The following is a 14,398-nucleotide window of genomic DNA, read 5'->3' as shown; positions in this document are numbered from 1 at the left end:
GGAGGCGGCGGCCGATGCGCCGAGACGACGGAGGCCGCCGCGCTCGAGCTCGAGTGCGACGGCCTCCGGACCGTCAGGAGCAGGCGCCCGCGCGTCAGGCCAGGCGCAGCAGGCGGCAGCCGTGCGGCTCGAGCTCGAGCTCGACGGCGCCGCCGACGATCGGCAGCTCGGCGCCGCTCCACACGTCGACGGCCGAGGTCGCGCCGGAGCAGCCCAGGTCGGCCAGGTGCGCGGAGTAGGTCCGCGCCGACGAGCCCAGCCAGAACACTCCGCGCCACTGCTCGTCGCCGCGCCACGCCGACCACACCACCAGGTCGCCGTCGCGGACGATCTCGCGGCTGCCGTCGCTGCCGAGGAGCGCGAGGACGTCGCCGTTCGTCAGCAGCGCCAGGGTGTCGGCGGGCGTGTCCGGGAGGTGCCCGCCCATCATCAGCGGCGAGCGGAGCAGGCACCACAGCGTCACGAGCGTCCGCTGCTCCGCGGGCGTGAACCGCGAGAGCCGGTCCTCGCCCACGTGCGCGCGCACGCCGATCCGCCCCAGCGGCAGCATGTCGGCGTCGGCCCAGGCGCCGGGACGCTGGTGCGGTGCCCAGCGCGCCGCCCGCTGGAACTGCTCGTGCAGGTGCGCCCAGTCGTCCCAGAAGTCGTCCGAGATCCGCCACATCTGCGCGGTCGAGCGCAGCAGCTCGAGGTTCTCGAGCGAGAGCTGCTTGCCGGGGGAGAGGCTCAGCACCATCGGACGGCCGGTCGCGTCGATCGCGCGCGAGAGGGCGGCGATCTCCTCCGCCTGGATCGGCGGGTAGAGCACGTCGTCGAGCTTCACGAAGTCGACGCCCCACGAGGCCAACTGCGCCATCACGGAGTCGTAGTACTGCTGCGCGCCGGGCGCGCTCATGTCGACGCCGAAGTTGTCGGGGTTCCACGGGCAGACGTTCCCGCGGTCGGCGATGTCGGCGCAGGTCGCCTCCGCCCCGAGCACCGGCAGGCCGAGCTCGACGGCCCGCCGGGGGATGCCGCGCATCAGGTGCACGCCGAAGCGGAGGCCGAGGGCGTGCACGCGCGCGGCCAGCGCCGTGAACCCGCCCGTCGCCGCGGAGGGGAAGCGTCCGACGGCGGGCTGCGGGCGTCCCCAGTCGTCGAGCACCGGCTCCGACACCTCCTGGTAGTCGCTCGTGCCGGGATCGGGCTCGTACCACTGGATGTCGACGACGACCGTGTCCCAGCCGTGCGGCAGGAGGTGCTCGGCGAGGTACTCGGCGTTCGCGAGCACCTCCTCCTCCGTCACCGAGGCGCCGAAGCAGTCCCAGCTGTTCCAGCCCATCGGCGGGCGGCGGGCGGCCTCCGTGCGCGCGGCGATCACGACAGCTCCAGCGTCACGGTCGCGAAGGAGTGCGGGGGAAGCGTGACGCGCAGTCCTGTCGCCGTGGTCTCGATGCCCTCGAGGGCGACGGGGGTCACCTCGTCGGCGGCGCCGGGCCGGTTGTGCGCGTCGGGGCGGTCGGCGGTGAGGAGGCGGCCGGTCGCGCCGGTCACGGTCCCACCGCGGAAGTCGAGGGAGACCTCGAGCGGCTCCTCCAGGTCGACGTTCGTCAGCGAGACCAGGACGCGGCCGTCCTTCGTGGAGGCGGAGGCGGAGGCGACGGGGATCTCGCGGCCGTCGACCGCGTGCGTCGGGCCGGCGACCGTGGTCGGCAGCACCGTCGCGTCGTGGTGCCCCTTGTTCATCTCGAACACGTGGTACGTCGGCGTGCGGACCATCTCGCCGCCGTCCGGGTCGGTCAGCAGCATCGCCTGCAGCACGTTCACCGTCTGCGCGATGTTCGCCATCGTCAGGCGGTCGGCGAAGCCGTGGAAGACGTCGAAGTGCCAGGCCGCGACCATCGCGTCGCGGATCGTGTTCTGCTGGAAGAGGAAGCCCGGATGGGTCCCCGGCTCCACGTCCCACCAGGTGCCCCACTCGTCGAGCACCATCCCGTACTTCTTCTCGGGGTCGTGGACGTCCATCACCGCGGCGTGCGAGCGGAGCAGCTCCTCGATCCCCTGCGCGGCCACGATTGTGCTCCAGTAGGTGTCGGCGTCGAAGTCGGTCGCGCTGCCCTTCGCGTGCCAGCTGCCGCCGATCGTGTAGTAGTGCACCGAGACCGACTCCCACGGCACGGAGGAGAAGGGATGCCCCTCGATCTCGGGGATCACCTCCATCAGCGTCTGCGTCCAGTGGGTGTCGGCGCCGTCGGCTCCGGCCGCCACGCGGTAGAGCGGAGTGTCGTTGCCGCTCTGCACGAAGGTCCCGAACTGCCGCGCCAGGTCGGCGTAGGCGCCGGCGCGCATGTTGCCGCCGCAGCCCCACGTCTCGTTGCCGAGCCCCCAGAAGCGGACGGTCCACGGCTCCTCCCGGCCGTGGGAGCGGCGCAGGTCGGCCATCGGCGACTTGCCCGCGCCGGTGAGGTACTCGGCCCAGTCCGCCATCTCCTGCACGGTGCCGGAGCCGATGTTGCCCGAGATGTAGGCGTCGGCGCCGAGCAGCTCGCAGAGCGCCATGAACTCGTGGGTGCCGAAGGAGTTGTCCTCCGCGACTCCGCCCCACTGGGTGTTGATCAGGCCGGGACGCTCCTCGCGCGGGCCGATGCCGTTGGTCCAGTGGTAGCGGTCGGCGAAGCAGCCGCCGGGCCAGCGGAGGTTGGGGATGTCGAGGGCGCGGAGGGCCTCGACGACGTCCAGGCGGATCCCGCCCTCGTTCGGGACGGGCGAGTCCTCGCCGACCCAGAAGCCGTCGTAGATGCACCGGCCGAGGTGCTCGGCGAAGTGACCGTAGAGGTGGCGGCTGATGGTGGCGCCGGGGCGGTCGAGGTCGACGGTGACGGTGCTGTTCACGGGGTGCTCCAGAGTGGTGGCGGACGGATCGGCGGCTGCGGTTCCGGCGGCGGCGGTGCCGAGGACGCCGGGGTCGGCGGCGGTGCTCACGCGGTCTCGCGGACGAGCCGCAGGACGATCGCGCGGTCGGCGTGGAAGGTCGGCAGGTCCAGGCCCGCCTCGCCCAGCAGGCTCCCCGAGTAGGCGGGGGCCGGGGCGTCGGAGTCCAGCGGCACCGTCGACTCCAGCCAGTGCGGGCTCTGCCAGGGCGGGCCGAGCGAGCCGGGGCGCGCGGTCTCGATCCGGTAGCGCGCCCGCGGATCCAGGCCCGGGAGGCGGACGCGGCGGCGCGAGTCCGCGGTCAGCGCGGGCGTGACGAGCGTGTACAGCGCCTCCGAGCCGTCCGGCGCGACGACGCCGCGCAGCGACGGCGCGTCGGGGTCGGAGTCGTCGCCCCCGACGACCCGGCCGGTCGCGATCAGGCCGCGGTGCTCGCGGTACGCCGCGATCCAGCCCGCCAGCACGGGCTCCTCCTCCGCGTCCAGCTCGCGGAGGTCCCACTCGATCCCGAAGTGGCCGAGGAAGGCGATCGCGCAGCGGGTGTGCAGGTCGCTGGTGCGACCGGTGACGGAGTTGACCGGCGAGGCGACGTGCGAGCCGAGCATCTCCGGCGGCACGAGCAGCCCGGTCCAGCGCAGCATCCGCGAGCGGTCCAGCGGGTCCTGGTTGTCGGAGGTGTGCACGCGGTCGGTGCGCTCGAGGATCCCCAGGTCGACCCGGCCGCCGCCGGAGGCGCAGCTCTCGATCTCGAGCTCCGGGTGCCGGGCGCGCAGCTCGTCGATCAGCCGGTACAGCGCGAGCGTCTGCTCGTGCACCGCGGCCGTCCCGGTGGCGGGGTGGCCCGCGTCGATCAGGTCGCGGTTGTGGTCCCACTTGAGGTACGCGACGCCGAGGTCGGCGACCAGGCAGTCGAGCACGCCGAGGATGTGCGCGAACGCGTCGGGGTTCGTCAGGTCGAGCACCTGCTGGAAGCGGAACCGCGGCGGCAGCTCCTCGCGGGCCCGCAGGATCCAGTCGGGGTGCGCGCGGGCGAGGTCGGAGTCCTCGTTGATCATCTCGGGCTCGACCCAGAGGCCGAACTCCATGCCCAGGCCGCGGACGTGCTCGGCGAGGGGGAGGAGGCCGTCGGGCCAGGCGACGGGGTCGGGCGTCCAGTCGCCGAGGCCGGCGCGGTCGTCGCTGCGGCCGAGGAACCAGCCGTCGTCGAGCACGTAGCGCTCGACCCCGAGGGCGGCGGCGCGGTCGGCCAGCTCGGCGAGGACGGCGAGGTCCTGGTCGAAGTAGACCGCCTCCCAGACGTTGAGCGTCACCGGGTGCGGCCGGCGCGAGGAGCGGGAGACCCCGCGGAGGTGGGCGTGGAAGCGGGCGGCCGCGGCGTCGAGGCCGTGGCCGAAGCTGCCGGAGATCCAGGGGGAGGAGTAGCTCTCGCCGCTCGCGAGGCGCACCTCGCCGGGCAGGAGCAGCTCGCCGCCGCGGAAGGCGAGCCAGCCGTCGCCGCGCTCCACCGCGTGCTCGTGGTTGCCGCCGATGCCGACGTGGCAGAGCCAGACCCGGCCGTCGGCGGAGTCGAAGCCGGGGGTGCCGACCGCGACGACCGTCGTCGCGTCCAGGCCGGTGCGGCCGCGCCGCGAGGAGCGGGAGTGGGTGCCGGTGACGACGGGGTGGCGCTGGGGGATCTTCTCGGTGCCCCAGCGGCCGGAGAAGTCCAGGATCTCGCGTGCCTCGGTCGGGATCCGGAGGGCGGGGTCGACGCCGATCACCTCGAGGTGCCCGGCGCCGTCGTTGCGGACCGAGACGCGGGTCCTGAGCAGTCCGGCAGGAGAGAGAACGATCTCTAGGATGACCCCGATCCGGGCCTGCGCGTCGTGCGCCTCGACGGTCACGGCGGCGCTGCCGGCCTGCGCGACCGCGCCCTCCGCGAGGGCCTCCCCGTCCACCGAGACGGTGTCCACGGTCAGTCTCGGCGACCAGCCAGCGCCCTCCCGGTGCACCCGGAGACCCGGCAGGCCGGCCCAGCCGAAGGTGTGCTCGGGCAGGATCCCGGGCTCGTAGGGGACGTCGGAGGAGCCCTCGATCCCCGTCCGCACGGGAGTTCTTGCGAAAGCTGCGAGATCGTCGTCGCTCGCGTCGAGTCGCGGACCCCAGTGCAGCAGCACGGGCAGGTCGCCTCCCGACTGAGTGAGGAGGGCGGACACGTCATCGGCGACGAGATGGATCACTCTCGGGGATTGCATGTCCCCATTCCTATCGTCGATCCTGGTCTGAGTACAGCGAGAGATCGATCTCGACCCTCGGTCGGAGGGACCACCGCGCGGATCGACCCGCGCCGATCGACCACCGCTCGCACCGCTCACCCCCACCACCCACCGCCTCGACGAGGAGCACCCATGCCGCTGACCCACCCGGCCCCGCACGAGACCCGCCTGGAGCGCGGGGTGCTCGACGCGCGGCGGCGGCTCAACCGCGACTACCTCCTCTCGCTCACCGACGAGGGGCTGCTGCAGAACTTCCTGATCGAGGCCGGGACTGGCGACCAGGGCTGGCACCTGCACCCCTCGCAGGACTCGCGCGAGGCCCGCGGCCTCGACCGGCACTGGGGCTGGGAGACGCCGGGCTCGCAGCTGCGCGGGCACTTCCTCGGCCACTGGCTCTCCGCCGCGGCCCGCGAGGTCGCGGTCACCGGCGACCCGCTGCTGCGCGTCCGGATCGACTCCGTGCTCGACGGACTCGAGCGCTGCCAGGAGGAGAACGGCGGCGGCTGGATCTGGGCGATCCCGCGCGGCTACCTCGACCGCCTCGCGACCGGCCGCCCCATCTGGGCGCCGCAGTACGCGATGCACAAGCTGCTGATGGGCCTCGTCGACCTGCACCTCGACCTCGGCGACGAGCGGGCGCTGCGGATGGCGCGGGCCGCCACGGTCCCGCTGCTGGAGTGGGTCCGCGGATTCGACGACGCCGCGTTCCAGGAGATCCTCGAGGTCGAGACCGGCGGCATGCTCGAGGTCTGGGCCGACCTCCTCGCGATCACCGGCGACCCCGTCTACACCGAGCTGCTCGGCCGCTACGACCGCCGCTCCCTCTTCGAGGGCCTGCTCGAGGGCCGCGACGTGCTGACCAACATGCACGCCAACACCACGATCCCCGAGGTGCTCGGTGCCGCCCGCGCCTACGAGGTCACCGGCGACGAGCGCTGGCGGAGGATCGTCGAGGCCTACTGGGAGCAGGCGGTCACCCTCCGCGGCACCTTCTGCACGGGCGGTCAGACCTCCGGCGAGATCTGGACGCCGCCCTTCGCGTTCGCCGCTCGCCGCGGCGAGAAGACGCAGGAGCACTGCGTCGTCTACAACATGATCCGGCTGGCCGACGTGCTGCTGCGCTGGACCGGCGACCTCGCCTACGCCGACTACATCGAGCGGAACCTCTGGAACGGCCTCCTCGCCCAGCAGAACCCGCGGACCGGGATGGTCGCCTACTTCCTGCCGCTCGAGGGCGGCGCCCGCAAGGACTGGGGCAGCCCGACCGAGGACTTCTGGTGCTGCCACGGCACGCTGGTGCAGGCGCACACGCGCCACTCCGGGCTCGTCTTCTACCGCCGCGGCGACGCCGAGCTGACGATCGCGCAGCACGTCGACGCGAGCCTGCGCCTGCCGACAGCCGCCGGCGACGCGGCGGTGCGGGTCGAGGTGCTCGACACCGCCGGCTACGTCGGCCCGGACGCCAACGCGGGTGCCGCGGGCGACGTGCACCGCCCCACCGCCTCGCGGATCCGGGTCGAGATCGTCTCGGAGGAGGGGGTCGCGCTGCACGTGCGGCTGCGGGTGCCGGAGTGGACCGTCGGCGAGCCGGGGGTCGCGGGCGACGCCGAGCGCGTCCGGGCGGGCGACGGCGCGCTCCTGATCGAGCACCTCGGCGGCCGCACGAGCGTCGACCTCGCCTTCGGCACCGAGATCCGCGCCGTGCCGATCCCGGACGAGCCGGGCACGGTCGCCTTCGTCGAGGGCCCGATCGTGCTGGCCGGCCTCGTCGACCGCGAGATCGCGCTGCGGGGGCGCCTCGAGGACGCCCCCGCCCTGCTCGCCCCCGACAACGAGCGGCAGTGGACCCAGTGGCTGCGCGGCTACCGCGCCGTCGGCCAGCCCGCCGCCGTCCGCTTCCGGCCTCTGCACGAGGTCGTCGACGAACCCTTCTCGCTCTACTTCCCGGTCTCGGCCGGGAGCTGATGGACAGGATCCCCTCCGTGACCTGCGCTCCGCGCTCATGACCGCCTCCACCGCCTCCACCGCCGTCCGGGCGATGCCCCGCGGCCGCCTCCTGCTGCCGATCTTCGCGATGCTCGTCGGCTTCGGGCCGCTCACCATCGACCTGGTGCTGCCGTTCCTGCCGACGCTGCAGGAGGATCTCGGCGTCTCGGTGGCGACCGCCCAGCTGGTCGTCACCGGCGCCACCTTCGGCTTCGCGGCCGGCCAGCTCATCTCCGGACCGCTCAGCGACGCGGTCGGCCGCAAGTGGCCGCTCGGCGTCTCGGCGGCGCTGCACATCGCGGCGAGCCTCGTCGCGGCGATGACCTCCGACACCGCCGTGCTGCTCTCGGCCCGCTTCGTCCAGGGCGCCGCCTGCACCGCCGCGGGCGTCGTCGTCACCGCCATCGTCCGCGACCTCTACAGCGGCAAGCGGCTCGTCACGATGCTCGCGAACCTCGCCGTGATCGTCTCGGTCTTCCCGATCCTGGTGCCCTCCGTCGGCGCGCAGCTGACCAAGGTGATCGACTGGCGCGGCTCCTTCCTCGCGGTCGCCGCCTGGGGAGCGCTCGCGACCGTGATCGCGCTCCTGGTGCTGCCCGAGACGCTGCCCCGCGAGCGGCGGCACCAGGGCGGGCTCGGCCCGTCGCTGCGCAACTCCTTCGGGATGCTCCGCCGGCCGCGCGTGCTGGCGCTCGCCGCCGCCTCGGCCGCGGGCTGGTCGGTCGGCTTCGCGTATCTCGCGACCGCTCCCTTCCTCTACACGAACGTCTACGCGGTCGGGCCCGACCTGTACGGGCTGCTGTTCCTGGTCACCTCGCTCGTGACGATCGCGGTCGGGCAGACGACGGGACGGGTGATCGTGCCGCGGTTCGGACCCCGGTTCGCGATGTTCGCCTCGGCGATCGTCACGGCGCTCGGCGCCGTCGTGGTCGCGGTGCTCGCGCTCACCGGCACGCAGCCGCTGCTCGTCGTCGTCGGCGCGCTGACGTTCGCGCTGGCCGGCCGCTCGCTCGGCTTCGCCCCGGTGCAGTACCTCTCGCTGCAGGGCCCGTCGAGCGAGGCGGGCAGCGTCACGGCGATCCTCGGCACGGTCAGCTTCACAGCGGCCGGACTGGTGATGCCGGTGATGGGCGCGTGGGCCGAGATCTCGCTGATCCCGTTCGCGATCCTGCTGCTGCTCGCGGGGCTGGTCGAGGGCGGCGTCGCACTGCTGTTCCGGCCGGGCTCGCGGCGCTTCGATCCGGGGGCGCAGCGGCTCGAGGACGAGCCGGCCGGGGCCGCCCGACCGGCCGGCCCCCGCGCGCACGACGAGAAGAGCTGAGATGACCCTCCGGGAAGGAACCACCGTGGAACTGCGCTCCGGCGACTACACCCTCCGCGTCGAGGCGGGCGGCCTCGAGGTGCTCGCGGGCGAGCGCGTCCTCTACGCGAACGACCGGCCGCTGCGCGTCACGGTCAAGACCGTCGCCGCGATCAGCGAGTACTCCGGCGCGCCCTACGACGACGTCTCGCTGTCGGAGGGGGCGATCACCGCGAGCGGGACGATCACCGTCCGCTCCGGGTCGGCCTTCGCCGTCACCGACGTCTGGCGCGTCGCGGGCGACGGCTTCTCCGTGCACCGCGACGTCGAGGTGCTGGCGGCCGGCGGCGACCTCGGCTTCTCCACCGCCGTCTCGCTCGGGCTGACCGGGTCCGACGACCTCCGCGACTACGAGTGCTTCGCCCCCGGCGCCTGGTACCGCGACAACGCCTTCGGGCCCGCCGACGCGATGGGCCGCGACCCCGGCAGCGAGTACTTCTGGCGCACCGAGACGCACTACGCGCTGCCGCTGTTCGCCGCGCAGAGCCTCGCGACCGGCGAGACCGTGGCGCTCTCGCGCTGGGCGGCCGACGCGACGCTGCCGCGCCTGGACGTGGTCCGCTCGGAGAACTTCACCGACCCGGAGTGCACCGTCGGCTCGATCGGCCTGAGCCGCCCGCAGGGCACGACGCTGAACTACCTCTACTACGGCTTCGGCGTGCGGACCCCGCTCGACGTGCCGCCCGCGGGCCTGTCGATCGACTACGTCCACCCGGGCGCCGACGGCGAGCGCCCGATCGACAACCCCTACTCCGGCCTCGACTACGACGCCGCCCCGAAGGCCCTGCAGCGGGTGAACCACCCGGTCGAGGTCGGCTTCCGCCAGCGCTACGCCGTCGCGGTCGACCTCGGTCGGTACGACGACTTCGCGACGATGATGCGCGCCACCTGGCGCAGCACCTACGCCCGGCTCCGCGACGACCTGTTCGAGGTCGACAACGAGCGGCACTTCCACCACGGCATGGCGATCCTCCAGCGCCTCACCCGCCGCTACGGCGACTCCTGGGGCCTGCCGTTCGCCTGCCAGCTGCCGGACCTCGACGTCTCGAGCGTCTCCTTCCAGTTCGGCTTCGTCGGGCAGCAGCCCGGCATCGGCTACCAGCTGCTGCGCTACGGCGACCGCGAGGGCGTGCCGGAGGCGTTCGAGCAGGGCGTCGGCATCGTCGACTTCTGGGCGCGGACCGCGCTGCCCGAGTCGGGCCCGCCGCGGATGTGCTTCAACCCCTCGCTCGGCGGCTTCGAGCCGTACCCGCACTACCTGCGGATGCTCGCCGACGGCGTCGAGGCGATCCTCGACGCCTACCTGCACCTGCGCGACCTCGGCGACGAGCGCCCGCTCTGGCTCGAGTTCTGCCGGCGGACCGCCGACTGGCTGCTCGAGGTGCAGGACGCCGACGGCAGCTTCCACCGCGCCTACAACGCCGACGGCTCGGTGCGGATGGACTCGCGCTCGAACACCCCGAGCGTGATCCGCTTCCTCGTGCAGCTGCACCTCGTGACGGGGGAGGGGCGCTACCGCGCGTCCGCGGTGCGCGCCGGCGAGTGGTCGTTCGCGAACATCCACCGCACGCTGGAGTACCGCGGCGGCACCTGCGACAACGCCGAGATCCAGGACAAGGAGGCGGGCATCTACGGGCTGTTCGGCTTCCTCGCGCTGTACGACCTGACGGAGGAGCCGCGCTGGCTGGAGGGCGCCGTCCGCGCCGCCGACTACACGGAGACCTGGACCTACGCGTGGTCCTTCCCGGTCCGCGCGCCCTGGGCGCATCCCTTCAACCGGTACTCGATCAGCGGACAGAGCATCATCACCCTCGGCGGCGGCGCCGACGTCTACATGGCGGCCTGCTCGTACAGCTACTACCGACTGCACCTGATCACGGGCGACGAGCACTACCTCGATTTCGCCGAGTTCCTGCACCGCAACACCCGCCAGTCGACCGACGTCGACGGCAGCATCGGCTACGCGATGCCCGGCCTCGGCCACGAGAGCGGCGACTTCGCGACCCAGACCCTGCGCAGCCACCACCACTGGCTGCCCTGGTGCACCTTCGTCGAGGTCGACCCGGCCTCGCGCCTGCGCGACACCTTCGGCGTCTACGAGATCGCCGACGCGCAGCGCCTGCCCGCCGCCGAGCGGGCGGCCCGCAACCGCGTCTACGACCGCTACGGGCACTCGCGGAGCTGACCCGACCCACCGCATCCGGCGCGCGTCTCGTTCTCACGTCGACGCGGCCACACGGCGGGTCCGGCGGCCAGCGGGGACGACACCCGGTGCGCTGCTCCGCCTCCGTCGGCGGAGCGGAGCTCGTTACGCGTGCAGCACCCGCACCCTCCGCAGCGCCCTCAGCCGCGCCACTCCACGTCGACGCGCACCGCCTCCGCACCGAGCTCCAGCCCGCCCGACACCTCGCGCCCGTCGACGCGCAGCACCGCGTCGCGCAGCGTGCGCACCCGCGTCCCGCCCGCCGGTGCCAGCCACTCCGCGCTCGGCACCCGCCGCACCCGCAGCGACGCCCGCCCCGGCGACCACTCCAGCCGGTCCACGACCACCCCGCCGCGCGCGCGCAGCCCCGTCACGGCACCCCGCGCCCACGCGGACGGCAGTGCCGGCAGCACCGTCAGCGTCTCGTCATCCGATCCCAGCAGCATCGCCGCCACGAGCCCCGGCAGTCCGCCGCTGGCGTCGAGGTTGAAGATCCGCCCCGCGTCGTGCCGGGTCGTCAGCGTCGGTGACCAGTGCTCGACCGCGAGCCACTCCGCGCAGGTCAGCGCCGCCTCCCCGTCACCCAGCGCCGCCGCCGCGACGCCCACCTGCACCAGCCCGAACGCCATCTCCATCCGCCCGGGAGGAGCGGTCGGCGCCTCGGCCCGCCACGCGATCTTCGCCGCCACCGTCGCCGCCGCGGCGGCCCGCAGCCGCACCGCGGAGGCGCCGGGGCCCTCGAAGGCCGCGTCGCCCGCGTACCAGAGCGGGTACAGCTGCGACGCGTGCCGGTGCGCGATCTCCTCCGCGAACCGCGGGTCGATCCACTCCGCCAGCGTGCCGTCCTCGGCGACCCGGTACTCCGGCAGCTCCGCCACCACCCGCGCCCAGCGCTCGTCGAGCGAGTCGTCGCCGCGGGCCCGGCCGAGCAGCGCCGTCGCCCGCGCGGCGTCCCGCAGCACGGCGACGTCGATCGTCGCATCGACCGCTATCGGCGAGCGCGCACCACCCGGTGTGTTCTCGGGGGAGTAGGAGGGGACGATCCGGCGCACCCCGTCGACCACGGTCGTCCCGGTCTCGGCGAAGCGCAGCACGCCCTCGGCCAGCTCCCACAGCCGGTCGTCGACGATGCCGCGGTCTCCCGTGGCCGCGACGGCGTCGGCGGCCAGGCGCAGCACCCAGCCGCCGCAGCCCGTCCAGAAGAGGTGCGGGTAGCTCGCCGCGAAGTGGTCGGCGCGGCCGTGGGTCGACATCCGCGACGGCAGGAGCATCCCCTCCGCCCCGTAGACGAGGCGCGCGTTCTCGCGGTAGTCGTCGAGGTGCGGGAGCACCAGCTCCAGGATCGACAGCGCCAGCTCGGGCGTGCCGGTCGGGATCATCCCCGCCATCGCGCCGTTCTGCACGTTGCCGTTCAGCGTGTAGTCGGCCGACCAGGCCGGCCGCCAGGTGCCCTGCCAGACGCCCTGCAGCGTCGGCGGCAGCTCGCCGGTCGACGCGACGATGTTGGCCCGGCCGCTCAGCCAGGCCAGCTCGACCACGCGGCGACGGGCGCCCGCGTCGCCGGAGCGGGCGGCGTCCCACAGGTCCTCGGTCAGCTCGGCGTCGGAGGCGCCGTCGAGATCCAGCACGGAGGCGCCGACCAGCCGGCCGTGCCCCTCGCGCTGGGCGTCGCGCAGCTCCTCCCAGGAGAGGTCGGCGGAGGCGTCGGGAGCCGCGCCGATCGCGACGTCCAGCCGGAGCACGCGGGCGACCCCCGCGGAGATCTCCACGTCCAAGACGGCGGCGCCCCCGGCCACGCGCCACGTCGCTCCGCTCGTCGCCCGCGTCACGGCGCGGATCGCGGTCGGGCCCTCGCCCGCCTCGGCCGTGAGCACCGCGGAGGCGCCGCCCTCGACGTGCGACGAGACCACGGCCGAGGCGTCGGGCACGCCGGTGTCGAAGGAGGTCGCCTCGCCGGCCCCGAGCGCGAGCTCGACGGTGACGACGGTGTCCGCGGAGGACTCCAGAGCCAGCCGGACGCCCTCGCCGCCGTGCGGGGCGAGCAGGCGCACGGCGTGGCGGCCGCCGTCCTCGTCGGTCCACTCCACCGCGGCCTCGCCGCCGAGCGGATCGATCAGGCGGACCGCGGAGGCGACGCCGCCAGGGGTGCGCAGCGTGACGGTCGCGCAGAGGCCGAGCGGGTCGGTCCAGATCAGGCCGCCGTCGTAGCCGCTGTCGCGGGCGGCGCGGGCGAGCAGGGCGGTGGCGGTGTCGGAGTCGCCGGCCAGCAGGGCGCCGCGCAGCTCGTCGCGGACGCCGGCGAGGTCGGGCGCGTCCGGGCGCGGATTGACGGGGAGGAACCAGCGCTCGTGGGCGAGCGGGACGGTCAGGGAGTCGGCCGGGCCGTGCACCACGGCGCCGACGCGGCCGCTGCCGACGATCAGGCCCTCCTCCCAGGTCGGGGCCGCAGTGGCGGTGACGAGGGTGGGCGTGCGCGACAGTGCGCCGGCGATCGGGGCGATGATCGGTTCCTTTCGGGCTCGCGGGAGTGCCTGATATGTTGCGTGAACCCTCAAATTACCTCTCCCGGTGCGACGGCGCGCGGGAGTCGAGAGTTAGGAATCCGCGATGACGCGACCGATCACCCTCTTCACCGGCCAGTGGGCGGACCTCCCCTTCGAGGAGGTGGCGCGCCTCGCGGGGGAGTGGGGCTACGACGGCCTCGAGATCGCCTGCTGGGGCGACCACATCGACGTGGCGCGCTGGGACGACGCGGAGTACGTGCAGAGCCGGAAGGACATCCTCGAGCGCAACGGCCTCCAGGTGTTCGCGATCTCGAACCACCTCACCGGCCAGGCGGTCTGCGACGACCCGATCGACGAGCGCCACCGCGACATCCTCAGCGACCGCGTCTGGGGCGACGGCGACCCCGAGGGCGTCCGGCAGCGCGCCGCCCAGGACCTCAAGGACACCGCCCGCTTCGCCGCCGCGCTCGGCGTGACGCAGGTCAACGGCTTCTCCGGCTCGTCGATCTGGAAGGGCGTGGCCATGTTCCCGCCCGCCTCCGACGAGTGGATCGCCGCCGGCTACCAGGACTTCGCCGACCGCTGGAACCCGATCCTCGACGTCTTCGAGGAGGTCGGCGTCCGCTACGCGCTCGAGGTGCACCCGAGCGAGATCGCCTACGACTACTGGACCGCCAAGCGCACCCTCGAGGCGATCGGCCACCGCGCCTCGTTCGGCTTCAACTTCGACCCGTCGCACTTCGTCTGGCAGCAGCTCGACAGCGTCGCGTTCGTGCTCGACTTCGCCGACCACATCTTCCACGTTCACGTGAAGGAGTCGGTCACCAACCTCGACGGCCGCAACGGCGTCCTCGGCTCGCACCTGCCGTGGGCGAACCCGCGCCGCGGGTGGACCTTCGTCTCGACCGGGCACGGCGCCGTCCCGTGGGAGCCGGTGTTCCGCGCGCTCAACGCGATCGGCTACACCGGCCCGACCAGCGTCGAGTGGGAGGACGCCGGCATGGACCGCCTCGACGGCGCCCCCGAGGCCCTGGCCTTCGTGCGGAAGCTCAACGCGATCACGCCGCCGGCCGACGCCTTCGACGCGGCGTTCTCGACCTCGCGCGACTGACCGTCCGCCGCACGCCTGCATCCCGGAGGCCGGAAGGACCGACTGCCCGCGAGGGCCGTCCGGGCCTCC

General features: G+C 73.7%; 8 protein-coding genes. 4 read left to right on the top strand and 4 right to left on the bottom strand.

From position 1 onward, the window contains the following. Window positions 1–94 precede the first annotated feature (94 nt). Genes C5C56_RS09930 through C5C56_RS09920 form a run of 3 tightly spaced genes read right to left on the bottom strand, consistent with a single transcriptional unit; the run spans window position 95 to window position 5,144 of the window. On the bottom strand, window positions 95–1,360 hold the full coding sequence (locus tag C5C56_RS09930; RefSeq protein WP_258065651.1) for a glycoside hydrolase family 27 protein: 1,266 nt from the start codon (window positions 1,358–1,360) through the stop codon (window positions 95–97). Next, window positions 1,357–2,961 (bottom strand): alpha-L-arabinofuranosidase C-terminal domain-containing protein, encoded by a 1,605-nt coding sequence (locus tag C5C56_RS09925; protein WP_308471502.1) that lies wholly within the window; start codon window positions 2,959–2,961, stop codon window positions 1,357–1,359. The genes C5C56_RS09930 and C5C56_RS09925 overlap by 4 nt, the downstream gene beginning before the upstream one ends. Continuing rightward, the gene (locus tag C5C56_RS09920; protein ID WP_104319502.1) at window positions 2,958–5,144 is read right to left on the bottom strand and encodes an alpha-galactosidase; all 2,187 of its coding nucleotides are present in this window, start codon (window positions 5,142–5,144) and stop codon (window positions 2,958–2,960) included. Before C5C56_RS09920 ends, C5C56_RS09925 begins: the two co-directional genes overlap by 4 nt. Window positions 5,145–5,297: 153 nt before the next feature. Here C5C56_RS09920 and C5C56_RS09915 point away from each other — a divergent pair, with 153 nt between their 5' ends. The 3 genes from C5C56_RS09915 to C5C56_RS09905 are packed head-to-tail and all read left to right on the top strand — an operon-like array spanning window position 5,298 to window position 10,696. Next, on the top strand, window positions 5,298–7,130 hold the full coding sequence (locus C5C56_RS09915) for a beta-L-arabinofuranosidase domain-containing protein (RefSeq protein WP_181137582.1): 1,833 nt from the start codon (window positions 5,298–5,300) through the stop codon (window positions 7,128–7,130). A gap of 37 nt (window positions 7,131–7,167) precedes the next feature. Then, window positions 7,168–8,472, top strand: a complete 1,305-nt coding sequence (locus C5C56_RS09910) for a multidrug effflux MFS transporter (RefSeq protein ID WP_104319501.1) — start codon at window positions 7,168–7,170, stop codon at window positions 8,470–8,472. Between the two features lie 25 nt (window positions 8,473–8,497). Beyond that, window positions 8,498–10,696, top strand: coding sequence for a hypothetical protein (locus C5C56_RS09905; RefSeq protein ID WP_104319507.1), 2,199 nt, complete (start codon window positions 8,498–8,500; stop codon window positions 10,694–10,696). 158 nt (window positions 10,697–10,854) lie between these two features. On the opposite strand, the gene C5C56_RS09900 is transcribed toward C5C56_RS09905, so the two are convergent. After that, window positions 10,855–13,269: a glycoside hydrolase family 95-like protein gene (locus C5C56_RS09900; protein ID WP_146086474.1), complete on the bottom strand. Its 2,415-nt coding sequence runs from the start codon at window positions 13,267–13,269 to the stop codon at window positions 10,855–10,857. A 52-nt stretch (window positions 13,270–13,321) separates the two neighbouring features. Here C5C56_RS09900 and C5C56_RS09895 point away from each other — a divergent pair, with 52 nt between their 5' ends. Continuing rightward, on the top strand, window positions 13,322–14,329 hold the full coding sequence (locus C5C56_RS09895) for a sugar phosphate isomerase/epimerase (protein WP_104226056.1): 1,008 nt from the start codon (window positions 13,322–13,324) through the stop codon (window positions 14,327–14,329). Window positions 14,330–14,398 lie beyond the last annotated feature (69 nt).

Source organism: Rathayibacter sp. AY1D1 (assembly GCF_002932635.1).
Classification (GTDB): Bacteria; Actinomycetota; Actinomycetes; order Actinomycetales; family Microbacteriaceae; genus Rathayibacter.
Note: the sequence above shows the minus strand (reverse complement) of the source record. Positions and strands in the feature narration are given on the sequence as shown.

Coding starts and splice junctions, on each gene's coding strand:
- C5C56_RS09920 (WP_104319502.1), bottom strand. CDS start 5,144: ATGCAATCCCCGAGAGTGATCCATCTCGTCGCCGATGACGTGTCCGCC.
- C5C56_RS09915 (WP_181137582.1), top strand. CDS start 5,298: ATGCCGCTGACCCACCCGGCCCCGCACGAGACCCGCCTGGAGCGCGGG.
- C5C56_RS09910 (WP_104319501.1), top strand. CDS start 7,168: ATGACCGCCTCCACCGCCTCCACCGCCGTCCGGGCGATGCCCCGCGGC.
- C5C56_RS09895 (WP_104226056.1), top strand. CDS start 13,322: ATGACGCGACCGATCACCCTCTTCACCGGCCAGTGGGCGGACCTCCCC.